The organism is Streptomyces sp. NPDC045967, assembly GCF_056430495.1.
In genome coordinates this window covers 601733-620545 of record NZ_JBWKLE010000002.1, presented here as the reverse complement: position 1 = coordinate 620545, position 18813 = coordinate 601733, and the positions used below count along the sequence as shown (strand labels likewise).

At 73.9% G+C, this 18813-nt stretch carries 17 protein-coding genes; 7 read left to right on the top strand and 10 right to left on the bottom strand.

Annotated features, from left to right (window positions below):
• The first annotated feature begins 64 nt into the window (after positions 1-64).
• Positions 65-1420 carry a cation:dicarboxylate symporter family transporter gene (locus AC07FY_RS06340; protein ID WP_479001212.1) on the top strand — a complete coding sequence of 452 codons (1356 nt, stop codon included), beginning with the start codon at positions 65-67 and terminating at the stop codon, positions 1418-1420.
• Positions 1421-1684: 264 nt separating this feature from the next.
• Positions 1685-3460 carry a S8 family peptidase gene (locus tag AC07FY_RS06335; protein WP_479001209.1) on the top strand — a complete coding sequence of 592 codons (1776 nt, stop codon included), beginning with the start codon at positions 1685-1687 and terminating at the stop codon, positions 3458-3460.
• 72 nt (positions 3461-3532) lie between these two features.
• On the opposite strand, the gene AC07FY_RS06330 is transcribed toward AC07FY_RS06335, so the two are convergent.
• Complete coding sequence (locus AC07FY_RS06330) at positions 3533-4213, bottom strand: (2Fe-2S)-binding protein (protein ID WP_479001206.1); 681 nt, start codon at positions 4211-4213, stop codon at positions 3533-3535.
• 378 nt (positions 4214-4591) lie between these two features.
• Between AC07FY_RS06330 and AC07FY_RS06325 the strand changes: the two genes are divergently transcribed.
• A complete protein-coding gene (locus AC07FY_RS06325; RefSeq protein ID WP_479001204.1) occupies positions 4592-5278 on the top strand; it encodes a GNAT family N-acetyltransferase in 687 nt (228 codons plus the stop codon).
• A 69-nt stretch (positions 5279-5347) separates the two neighbouring features.
• On the opposite strand, the gene AC07FY_RS06320 is transcribed toward AC07FY_RS06325, so the two are convergent.
• The gene (locus tag AC07FY_RS06320; protein ID WP_479001201.1) at positions 5348-6373 is read right to left on the bottom strand and encodes a TolB family protein; all 1026 of its coding nucleotides are present in this window, start codon (positions 6371-6373) and stop codon (positions 5348-5350) included.
• Positions 6374-6621: 248 nt separating this feature from the next.
• On the opposite strand from AC07FY_RS06320, the gene AC07FY_RS06315 reads away from it, so the two are divergent.
• Positions 6622-7893, top strand: coding sequence for an alpha/beta hydrolase (locus tag AC07FY_RS06315; RefSeq protein WP_479001198.1), 1272 nt, complete (start codon positions 6622-6624; stop codon positions 7891-7893).
• Here the strand turns inward: AC07FY_RS06315 and AC07FY_RS06310 are convergent.
• Entirely contained in the window at positions 7871-9355 is a 1485-nt protein-coding gene (locus AC07FY_RS06310; RefSeq protein ID WP_479001195.1) for a carboxylesterase/lipase family protein, read from the bottom strand. The genes AC07FY_RS06315 and AC07FY_RS06310 overlap by 23 nt on opposite strands.
• A 198-nt stretch (positions 9356-9553) precedes the next feature.
• On the opposite strand from AC07FY_RS06310, the gene AC07FY_RS06305 reads away from it, so the two are divergent.
• On the top strand, positions 9554-9838 hold the full coding sequence (locus AC07FY_RS06305; protein ID WP_479001192.1) for a chaplin: 285 nt from the start codon (positions 9554-9556) through the stop codon (positions 9836-9838).
• Between the two features lie 120 nt (positions 9839-9958).
• Here the strand turns inward: AC07FY_RS06305 and AC07FY_RS06300 are convergent, their stop codons facing one another.
• From AC07FY_RS06300 to AC07FY_RS06280, 5 genes are all read right to left on the bottom strand, one after another.
• The gene (locus tag AC07FY_RS06300; protein WP_479001189.1) at positions 9959-10822 is read right to left on the bottom strand and encodes a tyrosinase family protein; all 864 of its coding nucleotides are present in this window, start codon (positions 10820-10822) and stop codon (positions 9959-9961) included.
• 15 nt (positions 10823-10837) lie between these two features.
• A complete protein-coding gene (locus AC07FY_RS06295; RefSeq protein ID WP_479001186.1) occupies positions 10838-11203 on the bottom strand; it encodes a tyrosinase family oxidase copper chaperone in 366 nt (121 codons plus the stop codon).
• 276 nt (positions 11204-11479) lie between these two features.
• Positions 11480-12613 (bottom strand): acyl-CoA dehydrogenase family protein, encoded by a 1134-nt coding sequence (locus AC07FY_RS06290; RefSeq protein ID WP_479001183.1) that lies wholly within the window; start codon positions 12611-12613, stop codon positions 11480-11482.
• Positions 12610-13803 carry an acyl-CoA dehydrogenase family protein gene (locus AC07FY_RS06285; protein WP_479001180.1) on the bottom strand — a complete coding sequence of 398 codons (1194 nt, stop codon included), beginning with the start codon at positions 13801-13803 and terminating at the stop codon, positions 12610-12612. The genes AC07FY_RS06290 and AC07FY_RS06285 overlap by 4 nt, the downstream gene beginning before the upstream one ends.
• Entirely contained in the window at positions 13800-14777 is a 978-nt protein-coding gene (locus AC07FY_RS06280; protein WP_479001177.1) for an NADPH:quinone oxidoreductase family protein, read from the bottom strand. The genes AC07FY_RS06285 and AC07FY_RS06280 overlap by 4 nt, the downstream gene beginning before the upstream one ends.
• 188 nt (positions 14778-14965) lie before the next feature.
• On the opposite strand from AC07FY_RS06280, the gene AC07FY_RS06275 reads away from it, so the two are divergent.
• Together AC07FY_RS06275 and AC07FY_RS06270 are read left to right on the top strand one after the other, a co-directional pair.
• Entirely contained in the window at positions 14966-16117 is a 1152-nt protein-coding gene (locus AC07FY_RS06275) for a hypothetical protein (RefSeq protein WP_479001175.1), read from the top strand.
• Between the two features lie 50 nt (positions 16118-16167).
• Complete coding sequence (locus AC07FY_RS06270; RefSeq protein WP_479001172.1) at positions 16168-17112, top strand: SDR family oxidoreductase; 945 nt, start codon at positions 16168-16170, stop codon at positions 17110-17112.
• On the opposite strand, the gene AC07FY_RS06265 is transcribed toward AC07FY_RS06270, so the two are convergent.
• Both AC07FY_RS06265 and AC07FY_RS06260 read right to left on the bottom strand, forming a co-directional pair.
• Positions 17109-17945, bottom strand: a complete 837-nt coding sequence (locus AC07FY_RS06265; protein ID WP_479001169.1) for an enoyl-CoA hydratase/isomerase family protein — start codon at positions 17943-17945, stop codon at positions 17109-17111. The two genes, AC07FY_RS06270 and AC07FY_RS06265, sit on opposite strands and share 4 nt — an antisense overlap.
• A gap of 56 nt (positions 17946-18001) precedes the next feature.
• Positions 18002-18766, bottom strand: coding sequence for a PIG-L deacetylase family protein (locus AC07FY_RS06260; RefSeq protein ID WP_479001166.1), 765 nt, complete (start codon positions 18764-18766; stop codon positions 18002-18004).
• Between the last annotated feature and the right edge of the window lie 47 nt (positions 18767-18813).

The following is an 18813-nucleotide window of genomic DNA, read 5'->3' as shown; positions in this document are numbered from 1 at the left end:
GGTGACCGGGGTCACAGCGGTCGGTCATGGTCCTCCCGGAACGTATTCACCACCAGGAGGCACCGTGGCCGCCACGCGCGACAGAACGCACTACCTGTACATCGCGGTGATCGCCGCGGTGCTGCTCGGCATCGCCGTCGGCTTCGCCGCACCCGGCGTGGCCGTGGAGCTCAAGCCGCTGGGCACCGGCTTCGTCAACCTCATCAAGATGATGATCTCGCCCGTGATCTTCTGCACGATCGTGCTGGGCATCGGCTCGGTCCGCAAGGCCGCCAAGGTGGGCGCGGTGGGCGGGCTCGCCCTCGGCTACTTCATGGTGATGTCCACCGTGGCCCTCGCCATCGGCCTCGTCGTGGGGAACCTGCTGGACCCGGGCAGCGGCCTGCACCTGACCGAGGCGGCCAAGCAGGCCGGCGAGGCACAGGCGAAGGCGGGCGGGGCCGAGAGCACCCCGGAGTTCCTGCTCGGAATCATCCCCACCACCCTGGTGTCCGCCTTCACCGGCGGCGAGGTGCTCCAGACCCTGCTGGTGGCGCTGCTGTCCGGCTTCGCGCTCCAGGCCATGGGCGCGGCGGGCGAACCGGTGCTGCGCGGGATCGGGCACGTGCAGAAGCTCGTGTTCCGGATCCTCGCGATGATCATGTGGGCAGCCCCGGTGGGCGCCTTCGGCGCGATCGCGGCGGTGGTCGGGGCGACCGGCATCGACGCGCTCAAGTCCCTGGCCGTCATCATGATCGGCTTCTACGCGACCTGCCTGATCTTCGTCTTCGCGGTGCTCGGCACACTGCTGCGGGTGTGCACCGGGGTCAGCGTGTTCTCCCTGCTGCGCTATCTCGGCCGCGAGTTCCTGCTGATCCTGTCCACGTCCTCCTCGGAGTCGGCGCTGCCGCGGCTCATCGCCAAGATGGAGCACCTCGGGGTCTCCCGGCCGGTCACCGGCATCACGGTGCCGACCGGGTACTCCTTCAACCTGGACGGGACCGCGATCTACCTGACCATGGCCTCCCTCTTCGTCGCGGAGGCGATGGGACAGCCGCTCGCGCTCGGCGAGCAGATCTCCCTGCTGCTGTTCATGGTCATCGCCTCGAAGGGCGCGGCCGGGGTGACCGGAGCGGGCCTGGCCACGCTCGCCGGCGGACTGCAGTCGCACCGGCCGGAACTGGTGGACGGGGTCGGCCTCATCGTCGGCATCGACCGGTTCATGAGCGAGGCGCGGGCGCTGACCAACTTCGCCGGAAACGCGGTCGCGACGGTGCTCATCGGCACCTGGACCAAGGAGTTCGACCGCGGGCGGGCCGCCGAGGTGCTCGCCGGCCGGCTGCCGTTCGACGAGACCACGCTCATCGACGACGGTCCGCACGAGCCGGCGGGCACCGTCCCGCCCCAGCCCGAAGTCGCCAAGGACGGCGTACCGGTCTAGCCGGTGGGCCCTCGCGGGCCGGCCGGGCAGGGCTCGCCCCCACGGTGCCCAGCCCGGTCGGTCCCGACACCTCCCGGTAGGGGCGGTTTTCAGCCATGGGCCGGAGAACGCGCCTGCGGTAAAAGGTACTTCCATACCGGGGCACCCGTCTGACATCTTGCGTCCACCACTCGTTTCGTACGGCCCGGTAGGCGTCATCCGCCCGCCGGGCCATCGGAGGACGCATTGATACCCCACATATCCAGCCGACCTCGACGTACCCTCGTGCTGGCCGCCACCCTCGGCGCCGCACTGGTCCTCGGGACCCCCGCCGCGCTCGCCGGCACGGACCCCGTCAACCCGTCCGGCTCCGCTTCCGCCCCGGCGGCAGCGGCGGCTCCCCAGGCCGCGGCCCCGACGTCCCAGAGTGCGACCTGGGTTGCCGGCACCCGCGCCTACTTCGTGATCACCACGCCCGGTGACACCTCCGCGGTGCGCGCCGCGGTCGCCTCCAAGGGCGGCTCGGTCTTCGCGTCCTACGACGCCATCGGCGTCATCGTCGCCCACTCGGCCTCCGGCTCCTTCGCCACCGCCATGCGCGCGGTGAGCGGTGTCCAGCAGGTCGGCGCCACCCGCACCTCCGACGTGCCGGCGGACGCCTACAACCCGACGCTGCCCGCCAACCCGGCGCAGTCCACCACCCCGGCGGGCGAGCCGGTCCGCGCCGACATGACACAGATCAAGGCCGACCAGGCCTGGGCCGTCACCACCGGCTCCGCCACCGTCAAGGTCGGCATCCTGGACACCGGTGTGGACGACCAGCACCAGGACCTGGCGCCGAACTTCAACGCCGCGGACTCCGCGTCCTGCGCCTACGGCAAGGCCGACACCCGCGCCGGCGCCTGGCGCGACGTCGGCACCCACGGCACGCACGTGGCCGGAACGGTCGCCGCGGCCAAGAACGGCAAGGGCGTCATCGGCGTGGCCCCGGGCGTGAAGATCTCCTCGGTGCGCATCGCCGAGCCGGGTTCCTCGCTGTTCTTCCCCGAGAACACCGTCTGCGGCTTCATGTGGGCGGGCGACCACGGCTTCAAGGTCACCAACAACAGCTACTACACGGACCCGTGGCAGTTCAACTGCCCGGACAACGCCGACCAGGCCGCGATCATCGAGGGCGTCAAGCGCGCCCAGGAGTACGCCGAGGGCAAGGGCTCGCTCCAGGTCGCGGCGGCCGGCAACTCCAACATCGACCTGGCCAACAAGACGACCGACACCGAGAGCCCGAACGACTCGACGCCGGTCACCCGCACCATCACCAACGCCTGCCTCGACATCCCGACCGAGCTCCCGGGCGTGGTCACGGTCTCGGCGATGGGCACCACCGCGAAGGCCTCGTACTCCAACTACGGCCTGAACGTCGTCGACGTGACGGCCCCCGGCGGCGACGCGACCGGCATCTACAGCACGCTGCCGGGCGGCAAGTACGGCAGCATGAGCGGCACCTCGATGGCCTCCCCGCACGTGGCCGGTGTGGCCGCGCTGCTGGCGAGCACCAACCCGGGCATCACCCCGGCGCAGCTGCGCGACAAGCTGGCCGTCCAGGCCAACGACGTCGCCTGCCCGTCGGACAGCCGCTGCAAGGGCACCACGACGAAGAACGGCTTCTTCGGCGAGGGCCAGGTCGACGCGCTCAAGGCCGTCGGCAGCACCCCGCCGCCCGGCAAGTTCTTCGAGAACACCGGGGACTTCGCCATCGGCGACAACACCACGGTGGAGAGCCCGGTCACCGTCAGCGGGGTGACGGGCAACGCCCCGGCCACCCTCAAGGTGGGCGTGAACATCGTGCACACCTACATCGGCGACCTCAAGGTCGACCTGATCGCGCCCGACGGCACCGCCTACACCCTGCACAACCGCAGCGGCTCCGGCACGGACAACATCAACCAGACCTACACCGTCAACGCCTCCTCGGAGGTCGCGAACGGGACCTGGAAGCTCCGGGTGAACGACAACGCGGGCGGCGACGTCGGCAGGATCGACGCCTGGAACCTCACCTTCTAGTTCCGGCCCGCGGCGCCGGCCGCCGCAGCCACGGGGCCCCCGGGAGCACGCGCTCCCGGGGGCCCTCGCCGTTCACCGGGTCCGCAGCACGCAGTCCCCGCACAAGCCGCCGCCGGGCACCCGGTAGTAGAGGCAGCAGCTGCGCCGTGCGAAGGCCACCCCGAGCCCCTCCTCGTGGACGAAGGCGCCGGTCCCGGCGAGGGCCCCGCCCTCGGCGAGCAGCGCCCCCGCCAGTTCCACGGCCGCACCGCCGGGCACCCGGTCGAGCAGCACCCGCAGGGCGCCCACCAGCCCGGACGCGGCGTTGCCCCGCAGCACCTTGGGCGACACCCCGAACCGTTCCCGGAGCGCGGCGTCGAGCAGCTCGAGGTGGCCGAGCACGTTCTCGCCGAGCGCCCGCGCCGGCAGCTCCCCCGGCTCGGGCAGCCACAGCTCCAGCGAGCCGCCCGCGGGCAGCCGCCACCACACCCGGTCGGCGGCGAGGTCCGGCACCCGCCCCGCCAGCGCCGCGCAGCCCAGGGCCACCGACCAGAGCCGTGCGGCGATGCCGAACTGCGCGGTCGAAGCCGCGACCCGCCCCGGCCCGCTGCGGCTGCGCCGCCCCACCTCCGCGACGTAGGGCGCGAGCTGCTCCCCGTACAGCACGGTCAGCGGCCGGAAGCCGGGCCCGGCCGGCGGCTCCTTCCCGTACGCCACGGTGAAGAAGGGCCCCACGGCTCCCAGTCGCCCCAGTACGTCGTCCACGCCGGTCACCGTACCGGCCGCCGGACGGAGGGCACCACGACGGGCGGCACGGACGGCGGTCCGGACGGGCACGCCGCCCGCGCGGACGGCCGTCCGGGCGGGGACGGCGCCCCGGCCGGTCCAGCCCCGCCCGACCGGTCCCTCCCCCCTCGGCGACCACCTGTTCGACGCCCCGGACGGGCCCGGCGACCCGGGTGGCCGCGCCGTCGAAAAAGACCTGCGCGCCATTGCCGAACGGGGGGTTCATGAGAGGACTTCGAGGGGCTACATTGAGCCACCCGCGTTCACCTGACAGCCCGTTGCCTTTCACCCGTGTTTTGCACGGGGGGCGACGTCAGAAACGCAGACTGTGCAACCACCCCACCGCCCAGAAGGACCGAAGGCTCCGTGCCCGTACCCGTACTCCTCGCCGGCCGCACCGTGCGGCTCGAGCCCCTCGCACCCCACCACGCCGAGGCCCTGGCCGTGGCCGGTGCCGAGGATCGTACGACTTACGCCTTCACCCCCGTACCCCACGGGGTCCAGGCGTCCCACGAGTACATCGACCGCGCCCTCGCCGATCAGGCGGCGGGCCGGTCGCTCCCGTTCGCGGTGGTCAGAGCCAGGGACGGGCGGGTCGTCGGCTCGACCCGGTTCCTGGACCTCGACTACTGGCAGGGCCCCCTGGTGTGGCCCGCCGTACCCGGCGTCCCCTTCGGTGATCCGGCGACGGCGATCCCCGATGCCGCCGAGATCGGCAACACCTGGCTGTCCCCGGGCGCCCAGGGCACCGGCATCAACACCGAGGCGAAGCTGCTCATGCTCCGCCACGCCTTCGAGACCTGGGGCGTGCGGCGGATCTCCCTGCGCGCGGACGCCCGCAACGGCCGCTCGCGGGCCGCGATGGAACGGCTCGGCCTCACCTGCGAGGGCGTCCGCCGGGCCCATTCGCGGGGGCTCGACGGGGCGGTCCGCAGTACGGCCTTCTACTCGGTCCTCGACGAGGAGTGGCCGGCCGTGCGCTCGGTCATCGAGCTGAGGCTGTCGGCCGGTGCGCAGCGCAAGCGGCGCCGCCGCACGCTGGTCCCCGCCTGAACCTCCCGCCCCGGCAGCCCCGTCCGGCGTCACGCTCCCGCACCGGCCCTTCCCCGCGCCTTCCCCGGTTCATCCGAGGAAGGCCGGGGCGAGGGCCGATGCCATGAGCCGGGCGGGCGCGCCGCTCCCGTCGGCCGGTACGGAGTGGAGGTCGGCCCCGAAGTCCCCCGGCAGCGAGTAGACGACCGTGCGGTCGTCCGTCCACACCACCTGGTCGTCCACGCTGCGCTCCTCCGCCAGGGCGGTCTCGGTGCCGGAGGCCAGGTCCAGGACGTGCAGCCGCCACGGCGCCTCGGCCGGCAGGCCCGCCACCCGCTTCTTGAAGGCCACCCGCGTCCCGTCGGGCGACAGGGAGGGGCACTCGACGTTCTCGCGCAGCGCGGTCACGGTGCGCGCCGCCAGGTCCCCGCGCACGAGGTGGGTGCGGCCCGCCGTGCCCAGGGTGGCGTAGAAGGTCCGCTCGTCCGCGGTGAAGGTGACTCCCCAGAAGTTCACGTCGGCGCTGCGGTACGGCTTGCCGTCCTTGAGGACCGTGAAGTCCTCGAGGGAGGACTCGAGCCGCCCGGTGCGCAGGTCGAGCACCGAGGTCCGGGTGGAGAAGTCGGTTCCGGCGTACGAGTCCCCGCCGACGAAGACCGTCCAGGCGGCGAGCCGGCCGCCCGGCGAGACGCGGGCGCGGGTGGGGATGCCGCTCACCGCGTGCGCGGACACCTCCCGGAGGCGGGCGTCGAGGACGACGGCCCGGTAGCGCTCCGGGACTGCGCCGCGGTCGGCCTGGAGGCAGATCCCGGTACCGCCCGCCGTGTGGAAGCGCAGGCAGGTCACCCCCGCGACGGTGCGGTCGCCCTCCGGAGCGCCCGCCGCGACGGTGGCGAGCTCGTCGCGGTGCGGCCCCCAGGCCATGTTGCGGAAGACGATCCGCGGGCCGCCGGCCGGGGCCAGGGAGACCGTGCCGCGGGCGACCCGTGGGCCGTCCGCCCGGGTCCGGTCCTTCTCCCCCGCCTCGGCGGAGGCCCGCACCAGAGCCGTCACGGCCACGGCGGCGAGCAGGACGACGGCGGCGGCCAGGATCAGGATCCGGCGCTGGAGGCTCACGGCGGCTTCTCCTCTCGCGGGGCGGGGGCACCTTACCCAGGGGCGTGCGCAGGGGCCAGACCCGTCGGGTGAACGGACCGGGAACGTCAGCGGGCTGCCGGGCCGTCGGGCAACGGCCGGCTCCGGAGAATCCCAAGAGAAGGAAAAATCCGGAACCCTGGCATGATTTCGTTCATCCTTCGAACGGAAGGACCACGCACGCCAGACCACCGCCCCTCGGGGCAGCACCAGCCGGAGAGCCACCGCACATGTCGTACGCACCCGACGGGCCGCAGTACCAGCCGCCGTACCGGCCGGAGGGCCAGAACCCGCAGCAGCCCCACGGCGACCCGCACGGGCGGCAGCCGTACGGGCAGGAACCGTACGGACAGCAGCAGTACGGGCAGGAACCGTACGGGCAGCGGCCCCCCAGTGGCCAGGAGCCGTACGAGCCCTACGGGCAGGAGCCCGAACCGGCCCCGCGGCGCCGCTCCCGCACCCGGCGCTGGGTGGTCGCGGGCGTGTCCGTCCTCGCGCTGGCGGGCATCGCGGCCGGCGTGATGAACCACTACGAGATACCCCCGTTCACCGACAAGGGCGCGGCCGTCTCCTTCGGGACCCCCTCCGGCGCCGCCGGCGGCAAGAACGCGGCCCCGCCCGCGCCGGACTCCAAGATGCTGATGCCCACCGGGCCCAGGGCCGAGTTCAAGAACTCGATGACCCTGCCCGACGGGACACACGTGGCGGTCACCACCCTGGACGGCAAGAAGTCGGGCTTCAAGGGCAAGGTGTGGGTCTGGGCGCCCAAGGAGTACGACGACCCCGAGTTCGCCAAGAGCGGCTTCCCCGTCATGATCGCCCTGCCGGGCGGCGCCGGGTACCCGAGCAACTACTGGATGGGCACCGACCTCGGTCTCCAGACCAGCATCGCCAAGTGGTACGCGGAGGGGAAGAGCAAACCCTTCATCCTGGCCATGCCGGTGCTCAACCCGGGCCCGGACGACAAGGGCGTCTACTGGGACGGCTCCGACATCCCCGGCCAGCCCAAGATGGGCACGTGGCTGACCGAGGACGTCCCGGATCTGGTGAGGGCGAACTTCCGGACCGTGAAGTCCCGTGACGGCTGGGCCTTCATGGGCTCCTCCACCGGCGGTTTCGCGGGCCTGAAGGCCGTGCTCAAGCACCCGGACAAGTTCAAGGCCGTCATCGCCTCCGGCCCGGACATCGTCCCGGACTCCTCCCTGTGGAAGGGCCACGACAAGGAGAAGGCCGAGAACAACCCGGAGGTGCTGGCGAAGCAGCTCATCGACAGCAAGGGTCCGGACGTCTACCTCGCCTTCCAGGTCGGCGACAGCGAGAACAACAAGAAGACGCTGCCGGACGTCCAGAAGTTCATCGCCACCTTCGGCAACAAGGGTCCGGTGCACACCGAGCTGAGGATCATCAAGGGCGGCCAGCACAACGCCAAGACCTACGTCCCCAACATGGGCGAGGGGCCGATCCAGTACATCAGCAAGGTCATGGAAGGACCCGTCGAGTAAGGTCCGACGGCGGCCGGGCCTCCAGCCCGCCCCGCTGCGCCGTTCCCGCCTCCGGCCCGCCGAACACCTTCGGCGGGCCGGAGCCGTCCCAGGGTGCCCAGCCGGGATCGCCGGTCGTCGCGAAGCGCACCCAGGCCGCGTGCATCTCGTCGGCCAGCGCCTGCGGGGCGTCCGGGCCGGCGAGCCGGGCCGCCTCCGGCGTGTGCAGGGTGTCGAACACGAAGCCCAGTTCCAGCGCGTGGCAGGAGCCCAGTCCCGGCACGCCCGAGCGCCAGGCGAACTCGTAGAGGAAGCTCGGAGCCGCCCGCCGCGCGCCGGCGAGCCGGCGCAGGGGGTCGCGCAGCAGCAGGTCGGTGAGCAGCTGTCCCGCGAGGTCGCCGGGGCCGGCTCCGGGCAGCGCGGCGCGCAGCACCCGTACGGCGTCCCGGTCCTTGCCGCTGCGCCGGCGGGCCAGGGCCACGGCGAGCGGGCCCAGCCGGTCCAGCAGTCCCAGGGTGCCCGTCGGGGCCAGCCAGAGCCGGTACTCCTCGGCGGTCCAGCCCAGCAGCAGCGGTACGTCCGTGGCCCGGGCCGCGTCGAGCGGATCCGCGGGCAGGGTGTCCGGGTCGGTCACCAGGCCGAAGGCCGGCCCCCCGGCCAAGGGGCCCGACCGGCGCAGCACGGCGGCCTGGGCCGCGAGCAGGGCGGGCAGGGCGGTGGCGCCGAAGGCGGCGGCGGTGGGGGCCGTCTTCAGCAGCGAGGCCATCCGCCGGACCACGGTGCGCACCCGGTCGCGGTGCAGCGTCTCGGGAGCGCCGCTCTGCAGCACCGCGCGGGCGAAGAGCCCGGCGGCCCCGGGGGCGGCGAGCAGGGCGCCGGTGCTGATGGCTCCGGCGGACTCGCCGAAGACGGTGACGCGGGCCGGGTCGCCGCCGAAGGCCGTGATGTTGTCCCGGACCCACTCCAGGGCGGCGATCTGGTCCAGCAGGCCCCGGTTGGCGGGGGCGTCGGGGAAGAGCCCGTAGCCGAGGACACCGAGGCGGTAGTTCAGGGAGACGAGGACGACCCCGTCGCGGGCGAAGGCCGAGCCGTCGTAGACGGGGACGGCCGAGGAGCCCCGGGTCAGCGCCCCGCCGTGGATCCACACCATGACGGGGAGCCGCGCCCCGGGCGCCGGGTCGGGGGTCCACACGTTGACGCTCAGGCAGCCCTCGCCGGGGACGTCCGGGTCGGCGAGCAGCGCGGCGAACCTCGGCGGGTAGGGGACCTTCGGCGCGGTGGGGCCGTAGGCTCCGGCGTCGCGCACGCCGTCCCAGGGCTCCGGGGGTGCGGGCGCCGCGAAGCGCAGGGCGCCGACGGGCGGGGCGGCGTAGGGGACGCCGCGGAAGACGGCGGTCCCGTACGGCCCCGTACGGCCCTCTACCACGCCGTGCGCGGTCCGGGCCCGGGGACGGCCGCCGGTGTCGCCGTCCGCTGTGCTCATCTCGTCCTCCCTGGCTGACGCCCCGCGCACGCGCGCGGTGCGCGCACGGTCGCACGGCGGCCCCGCGGGTGACAAGCCGTGGCGGTGACCTCACCAAGTAGGCCCAGCGACCGTGACCCCCCGCCCCTCCCGGCGTTGTATGCCATGTCAAACGCCGCACACACCCTGCGGTGCCCTGTTTCTCATGAGGAGATCTTGATGTCGCGTATCGCGAAGGCATTCGCCGTCACCGCTGTCACCGGTAGCGTCGTGGCCGCCGGAGCGGGTCTGGCCGTCGCCGATGCCGGAGCGCACGGTGCGGCGGTCGGCTCCCCCGGCGTCCTGTCGGGCAACCTGGTCCAGGTTCCGGTTCACGTCCCGGTCAACGTCTGCGGCAACACCGTCAACGTGATCGCCCTGCTGAACCCGGCGTTCGGCAACACCTGCGTGAACGCCTCGGGCGGCGGCGCCGAGCACCACACCGAGGACGGCTACGGCCACTGATCACGTGACCGTCCGATCGTCTGATCGACGGTCCCTGAGGAAGGGCCCCCGCCGTGCGGCGGGGGCCCTTCCCGTGTGCCGTCTCCCGCCGCCCGCGCGCGGCGGATCATCGCGGGCGGGTCATTCGTAGCGGTAGAGACGCTGGTGGCTGAGCATCTGACGGGGGGTGACGTCCCACGGCGGCATCGGCTCGTCGAGGGCGATCACCCGTCCGCGCTGGAGGTCGCCGAGCGGGAGCGGCGCGGCGGGCAGGTAGCCGGAGCCCGGGTGCTTCTGCTGCCAGCGGTCCCAGACCAGGTCCACGAAGGCGTGGTGCAGCCAGAACGCCGGGTCGTTGGGCGCGGTGCCGCCCGTCATGTGACCGCCGATCCACTGGTGCACCTTGTTGTGGTTGCGCCAGCGCTCGCTCCTGGGGGCGGCCCACCCCTCGAGCTTGTTGCGGAACCCGCCCGCGGTGGCGGTGGAGTCCCAGGGCGACACGTCGTAGACCGGGTCGTCGAGGGCCCACTGCAGTTCGGCCGCGGTGGGCAGGGTGATCGGGTTCTGCGGGCGTCCGAGGTTGCGGGTGAGGAAGCGGGCCTCCGAGACCCCGACGGTGACCGTCCAGTTGCCCTTGTCGTAGGCGAACGGTCCCGTCATCACCCGGCGGTCCGCCGCACGGCCGGTGCCGCCCAGGAAGTCGTCGGCCCAGAGCGAGGAGACGGGGCTGCGGTCGGTGGTCCAGTCCCAGTACGGAAGGGACACGCCCGGGTCCACGGCCCGCAGCTGCCTCTCGAACTCCAGCAGGTAGTAGCGGTGCCAGGGGAAGAACGACGGGGACATGTGCCCGACGCGGAGTCTGCGTTCACGGTCGGGCACGAAGTAGGTGCCGTGGGTGCGGACGAAGGAGTCGTAGACGCCGCTGCGCTTGAGTTCCAGTACGGCCGCCGTGAAGCGCTTCTTCTGGGCGCTGGTCAGGTTCTTCTGGTTCTGCCGGATGTACACCGCGGGTTCCTCCCGTCAGCCGTGGTGCGGGGCGGACGCCGACGCGAGGTGGGCGGTGCCCAGTTCGTCGACGGCGGCACGGGCCAGTTCCAGCGGTGTCCCGAAGGACTGGAAGTGGTTGACCCCGCTCAGGTAACTGCCGTCGGCCCGGCGCATGACGTGCAGGGGGCGCCCGTCGATGCGGATTCCGGCCCTGTCGACGGCGATGTGCCGGCCCCGGTACGTCTCCTCCGCGAGCGGCGCCGGGGTGAGGGTCTGCCGGGGCCGGCGGGCCCGCAGGACCGGGGCGAGCGCCGCCGCGGTCCCGGCGAGCACGGCCGCGGTGAAGGCCGTACGGAACAGGGCGCGGCGGGTGGGAACTGCGGCGGGTACTGCGGACATGCGGTCTCCCTCGCTCGGTGGCCGGCGGCTACGGGTCTAACGCGGCGCGGCGGGCGAGGTCACCGGCTGGCGGCGGGCGGACCGGGACCGGTCCGCCGCGCGCTGGAGCCGGGGCGGGTGCGGGCTGCGCCAGGGGGCGGCCACACGCGGGGAAGGGACGGGACCGGCCGTCCGGGCGGGGGGCTCCGCCATCCGGACGGTACGCAGCGCCGCGAGCGGGTGCCCGGCCGGGTGGGACCGGGCACCCGCTCGGGCGGTCGGGGCGTACGCCGCCCGTCAGGGTGCCGGGAGTTCCGCGAACTCGGCGACCAGGCCGCGGTGGTGGCCGGCCGTGCCGAGGGCCAGGGAGTCGGCCTTGGCCCGCTTGAGGTAGAGGTGGGCCGGGTGCTCCCAGGTCATGCCGATGCCGCCGTGCAGCTGCACGCACTCCTCCGCGGCCCGGACGGCCACGCCCGAGCAGTAGGCCTGGGCCACGGCGACCGTGAGCGGCGCGTCGGGGGACTGGGTGGCCAGTGCGTCGGCCGCCGCGCGGGCCGCCGCCCGGGCCGAGGCCACGTCGAGCCAGAGACGTGCGAGCCGGTGCTTGAGGGCCTGGAAGGAGCCGACGGGCCGGTTGAACTGGTGGCGGACCTTGAGGTATCCGACGGTCTGCGCCAGGCACCACTCGGCGATCCCCAGCTGCTCGGAGGCGAGCAGTCCGGCCCCGGAGAGCAGGGCGCCGGCGACGGCCGCCCGGGCCGTGGCCGCGTCGGCGAGCCGGGCGCCGGCCGCCGCGTCGAGGGTGACGGCGGCCAGCGGCCGGGTCAGGTCGAGCGGTACCTGCGGGTCGAGCCGTGCCGAGGCGGCGGGGACGGCGTACAGCCCGGTGTCGGCGAGCACCAGCAGGACATCGGCGGCCACCGCGTCCGCGACGGAGGTGACCGTACCGGTCAGGGTCCCGCCGCCGGAGTCCCGGACGGCGGCAGGGAGCGGCGCGCCGGGGGCGAGGGTGAGCGGCACGGCCGGTACGCACACCTGCCGCCCCGAGGCCAGCTCCCGCAGCAGCGGGGCGGCGTCCTCGGTGTCGCAGCCGAGCAGGATCTCGGTGGCGAGCACCGCGCTCGTCAGGTAGGGGGCGGGGGTCACGGCCCGGCCGAGCTCCTCCAGGACCACGGCCGCCTCCCGGTGGCTCGCGCCCTGGCCGCCGAGCTTCTCCGGTACCAGGAGACCGGCAGCGCCGATCCCGGCGGCGAGGGTGCGCCACAGGGCGGGGTCGTGGGGCTGGTCGGTCTCGATCCGGGCCAGGACGCCCGCCGCTGTGCCGCGGGCCTCGAGGAGGGACCGTACGGCGGTGCGCAGTTCGTCTTCGGTCTTTGAGTAGAGCAGGTCCGTCGGGGCCGACGGCGTCGCGGGGGTCGGGGGTGTCGTCATCGGGCGAGGTCCTTCCAGGCGAGGTCCTTGTCGTCGCGCGGTTCGGGCGGCAGGCCCAGGACGCGTTCGGCGACGATGTTGAGGAGGACTTCGCTGGTGCCGCCCTCGATGCTGTTGCCCTTGGCGCGCAGGTAGCGGTAGCCGGCGTCGCGGCCGGTGAAGTCGACCAGTTCGGGACGGCGCATGGTCCAGTCCTCGTAGGACAGGCCCTCCTCGGCGAGGAGTTCGACCTCCAGTGCGCTGATCTCCTGGTTGAGGCGGGCGAAGGTGAGCTTCATCCCGGACCCCTCGGGGCCGGGCTGGCCGACGGTGAGCTGCTGGCGCAGCCGTTCGCCGGTGAGGCGGGCGACCTCGGCCTCCACCCACAGCTCCAGCAGCCGCTGGTGCAGGGCGTGGGTGCGCAGCTCCGGGCGTTCGCGCCAGGCGGCGGCGACCGGCGCGATCATGCCGCCCTCGCGCGGGATGCGCATGCCGCCGATGGAGACGCGCTCGTTCATCAGGGTGGTCCGGGCCACGGCCCAGCCGTCGCCGACAGCGCCGAGGCGGTGGGCGTCGGGGATGCGCACGCCGGTGAGGAAGACCTCGTTGAACTCGGCCTCGCCGGTGATCTGGCGCAGCGGCCTGACCTCGACGCCGGGGTCGTGCATGTCGCACAGGAAGTAGGTGATGCCGCGGTGCTTGGGCTGGGCCGGGTCGGTGCGGGCGATCAGGATGGCCCAGCGGGCGGTGTGGGCACTGGAGGTCCACACCTTCTGGCCGTCGACCACCCACTCTCCGGCTTCCTCGTCGAGGACGGCCCGGGTGGCGAGCGCGGCGAGGTCGGACCCGGCGCCGGGCTCGCTGAAGAGCTGGCACCAGACCTCCTCGCCGACCCACAGGGGGCGCAGGAAGCGCCGCTTCTGCTCCTCGGTGCCGTACGCGAGGATCGTGGGCGCGGCCATGCCGAGGCCGATGCCGATCCGGCGCGGGTCGTTGTCGGGGGCTCCGGCGGCCTCCAGTTCGGCGTCGACGACGGCCTGGAGGGAACGGGGCGCGCCGAGGCCGCCCAGACCTTCGGGGTAGTGGACCCAGGCCAGTCCGGCGTCGAAGCGGGCGCGCAGGAAGTCCGTACGGGAGGTGGCCCGCGGCGGGTGGGCGGCGAGGAGGTCCCTGACGCGGGCGAGCAGCTGCTCGGCGGTGGTCGAGGTCATCGCGAGGCACCCCGCTCGCGGGGAAGGGCCAGGACCACCCGGCCGGTCGTGGTCCCGTCGGCGAGGCGCTGCACGGCGTCGGCGACGGCCGGGAGCGCCACGGTCTCGCTCACCAGGGGCTTGACGGCGCCTGCGGCGGCGAGGCGGGTGAGTTCGGTGTGGCAGGCGGTGATCGCGGCCGGGTCCTTGGCGGCGTACAGCCCCCAGTGCAGGCCGAGGATCGCGTAGTTCTTGATGAGGGCGTGGTTCAGGGCGGGCGCGGGCACGGTGCCGCTGGCGAAGCCGACGACGACGATCCGGCCCTCGAAGGCCACGCACTTGGCGGAGGCGGTGTAGGAGCCGCCGCCGACGGGGTCGTAGACGACGTCGGCCCCGCGGCCGCCGGTGAACTCCTTCACCCCGGCGACGACGTCCTCGGCCGTGCGGTCGAGGACCAGGTCGCAGCCGAGTTCCTCGGCGGTGCGCACCTTGGCCTTCCCGCCGACGACCCCGATGACGGTGGCGCCGGCGGCCTTGCCGAGCTGCACGGCCGCGCTGCCGACCCCGCCGGAGGCGGCGTGGACGAGCAGGGTCTCGCCCGGCTGGAGGCGCGCCCGGCGGTGCAGTCCGAACCAGCCCGTCTGGTAGCCGATGTGCAGGGCCGCCGCCTGGGCGTCGTCGAGGCTCTCGGGGGCCGCGAGCAGGGCCTCTTCGGGCGCGACGACGTATTCGGCGAAGCCGCCGTGGGGCAGGCTCGGGGTGGCGATGACGCGGCGGCCGTCGTCCGTCAGGCCGCAGACCTCGACGCCGGGGGTGAAGGGCAGGGGCGGGCGGATCTGGTACTGGCCGCGGACGAGGAGCGCGTCGGGGAAGTTGAGGTTCGCCGCGAGCACCCTCAATCTCACCTCGCCCTCGCCGGGGACCGGTTCGGGGACCTCCTCGAGGCGCATGGCCTCTCGGGGCTCTCCCAGGGTGTGTACTCGCCATGCCTGCATCCGGGGCCTCCAGCCGCCGTCGAGGAACCACGCTCGCGGGCATACTAAGCGGTCGCTTGCCTTTCTGGGAACCTCGAGCGGCCGCGGAACCCCCGAGGAATCCAGGAGACCCGGCCCCGGCCGCCCGCCTACGATCAACCGGCACGCGCCGTACGGCACATGACACGCTCATCAGGGGGACCGTTTCCATGAACAGAAGCCGCACCAGGGGTATCACGTCCGCAGCCGCGGCCGCAGCCGTCCTCGCGGGGCTCGTCACCGCCGCGGGACCGGCCGCGGCGGCCGGGACGGCGTGCACGCCCTCCCTCACCGTCCTGCCGTCGCTGACGGGCGGCCCGGCGGGCTCCGTGCGGGACTTCGGCCCGGACGGGCTGGCCGTGGGCTCCAGCGCCGGGCTGCCGGCGTACTGGACCGCGGACGGCCGGGTGCACGCGGTGCCGATGCCCGAGGGCTTCCAGGAGGGCACGGTCACGGCCGTGAACGGCAGGGGCCTGATGGTGGGCACCGTCCGCAGCACCGCGCAGGACCGCCCCGGAGCCGTCTTCACCTACCGGCTCGGCGCCGAGTCGGTCCGGCTGCTCACCGCCACGTCCGCGCGCTCCGGCGGGGGCGACGTCAACGACGCGGGCCGCGTCGTCGCCGTGGACGACGGCGTCGCCAAGGAGTGGGTGGACGGGGCGGTGGTGCGCGAACTGCCCCTCCCCGCCGACGCGCACCCGGGCACCGTCATCGGCTCGGTGAACGGCATCAACAAGCGCGGTGACATCCTCGGCACCGCCCACGCGGACTACTACGACCAGGACAACGACCAGATGGTCAGCAGGACCTTCCCCGTGGTCTGGCCCGCCGGCGGCTACCCCACCGCCGCCCTGCCGGTGTGGAACGACGGCGACCCGACCATCGGCACGCACGCGACCGGCATCGACGACAAGGGGCGCGTCGTCGGCTACGAGAAGCAGAGCCACCGGGACTGGCAGGAGCGCAAGGCCGCCGTCTGGAAGCGGCCGTACGACGCCCTGCCGGCCGGCCCCGGCCCGGTCGCCGGCTACCAGCACCTCACGCTGGACGCCATCAGCCCGACGACGAACGCGGCGGTCGGCACGGCCGTGACCTTCGTGGAGGGCTACGCGAGCCGCACGCAGGCCGCGTACTGGCCCGGGACCGGTCCGGCCAAGGCGCTCCCCTTCCCGGCGGGCGCCACGCAGGACGCGCGCAGCGAGGCCCTCGCGGTCGCGGACGACGACCGGGTCGGCGGAAGCTACTGGGCCTGGGACGGCGTCGGATCGGGCGCCGTGGTGTGGAGCTGCGCGAGCGGGCAGGCGTACGTGCCGCAGAGCTGATCTTCGTCCGGGGTCTGGTGGTCTCGGCGTCCGCGCGCTATCGATGCCCCATGACGGACGACACCCGGACCCCCGAGGACACCCGGCGCGGCCTGCCCGCGCCGCCGCCGCTCGGCGCCGCCGCCCTGCCCGCCGGTACGTACGCCGGGCAGGTGGTCCTCGTGACCGGCGGCGGCACCGGGCTGGGCAGGGCCATCGCCGCCGAGTTCGCCCGGCTCGGGGCGGATCTGGTGATCGCGAGCCGCCGGGTCGAGCAGCTGAAGGCGGCGCGGGAGGAGCTGGCGGCCGTCCCCGGCGCGGGCCGGGTGACGGCCGCCGTGTGCGACATACGGGACCCCGAGCGCGTGGCGGACGTCTTCGACGCGGCCGAGGCCGCCGTCGGGCTGCCGGACGTGCTGGTCAACAACGCGGCGGCCAACTTCCCCTCCCCCGCGGAGGACCTGTCGCCGAACGCCTGGCGGGCGGTCGTGGACATCACGCTGACCGGTACCTGGTTCATGACGCGGGAGTTCGCCCGCCGCCACCTCGCCGCGCGCACCCCCGGGTCGGTTCTGAACATCGGCGCCTCCTACGCCTGGACGGGCGGACCGGGCTTCGCGCACAGCGCGGCGGCCAAGGCGGGGGTGAAGAACCTGGTGGAGACCCTCGCCGTCGAGTGGGGCCCCTACGGCATCCAGGTCAACGGCCTGGTGCCGGGGCTGTTCCCGCACGCCGACATGACCGGGGACGTCCGCGGCGGCCTGGACCGGGCGGCACCCGACGGCAAGGGCGGGCGGCAGCCGGCCCTGCGGGTGGGCGAGCCCCGGGAGCTGGGCTGGGCCGCGACCTTCCTGGCCTCGCCGTACGCGCGTTTCGTCACCGGCCACACCCTGGTGGTCGACGGCGCGAACTGGCAGCGCCGGGCCCTGGTCAACCCCGAGGTGGTACCGGTGCGCGAGCAACTGGGACGGGGGCCGTTCGAACCCGCCACCCGGCATCCGCAGGGCACCGGCTAGCCCCCGGTGAAGCGCGGGGGGCGGCCGGTGGCCTGGGCGGTGTAGCCCTCGCGGCAGTCCTCCGAGGTGAGGGTCAGGGCGGCCGTCATCGCCACGCGGTCGAGGGCGGCGGGCAGGGCGGCGTCCGCGTAGGCGTCGACCGCGCGCTTGATGCCCTGGACCGCGAGGGGGGCGTTCGCCGCGATCTCCGCCGCCAGGCCGCGCGCCGTGGCGTCCAGTTCAGGTGCGGGCACGAGGAGTTGGACCAGGTTCAGGCGGTGCGCGGTCGCGGCGTCGATACGGCGGCCCGTCAGGGCCAGGTATTTGGCCCAGCCCGCGCCCGCCTCGCGGGCGATGCGGAGGTCGCCGCCCGCGTCCACGGCCACCCCCAACCGGGCTTCGGGAAGGGCGAAGACGGCGTCCTCGGCCGCCACCCGGATGTCGGCCATCAGGGCCAGTTCGAAGCCGAAGCCGAGGCAGTACCCCTGGACGGCGGCGACCACCGGCTGCGGGAGGCGGGCGAGGACCGCGAACCGCTCGTGGACCCAGCGGATGCCCTCGTAGTAGGCGCGCGTGCGCTCGGCCGCCGAACCGCCCGTGATCGCGCCGCCCGGGGCCGTCACGTCGATGCCGGCGCAGAAGGCCCGGCCCTCGGCCCGCAGCAGGACCGCGCGGACGGCGGGGTCGAAGCGGATCCGGTCCGCCAGCAGCCCCAGCTGGCGGCTGGACTCCCAGCTCCAGCCGTTGAGCTTGTCCGGCCGGCACAGGGTGAGGACGGCGAGGCCGTCGACCGGCGCCTCCAGCCGGATCCGCTCCTCCCCCTCAGCGATCTCCGTGGAGACGGTGTCGATCACGCTTGCACCCCCGTAGAAAATATGACGGATCGTCAGATCAGCCTAGGGGCGCTCGGTCAGCGGGGGAAGACCTCGAACGGGACCGCCGGGCGGCCGCCGAACCGGGCCGCCGACTGCTGGACGTTGCCGGTGAGGAAGGTGCGGACGTACTCCTGCGGGTCCTGGTCGGTGAGCACCTCGATGTACGCCCGGTGCTCCAGCAGCGAGGCGATCGCCCGCTCCAGGCCGGGAGAGGCGTCGGCCGCGTGCGTCGGCGTGGTGGTGCCCGCCACGGCCACCCAGCGCACCCCGTTCCACGGCTCCAGTCCCTGCTCGGCGAGGAGTTCGGGGAAGATCCACCGGTTCCCGGCGTCACCGGCCGCGTCCAGGACGGCCCGGCCGACGGCTTTGTGGTCGGGGGTGTTCCAGTAGCCCCCGCCCTGCGCACCGCCCCACGTGTCGCGGTGGTTGAGCGTGACCACCAGCTCCGGGCGGTGGCGGCGGATGGCCGCCGCGATGTCCCGCCGCAGGTCGAGGCCGTACTCGATGACGCCGTCGCGGTAGTCGAGGAACTCCACCTGCGACACGCCGACGACGGCCGCGCTCGCCCGCTGCTCGGCTTCGCGCAGCGGGGCGCACTCGGCGGGGGCGAGGGTGTCGATGCCCGCCTCGCCGCGGGTGGCGAGCAGGTAGACGACCTCGCGGCCCCCGTCGGTCCAGTCCGCCACCGCCGCCGCGCAGCCGTACTCGAGGTCGTCCGGGTGGGCGACGACGGCCAGGGCGCGCTGCCAGTCGGTGGGCATGGGCTGCAAGGGCTCGGATTGATCACGCTGTTCGGTCATGCGTGGCACGATAGACGAGCGGACCGGCGCGGACCCGGCACCCGGCG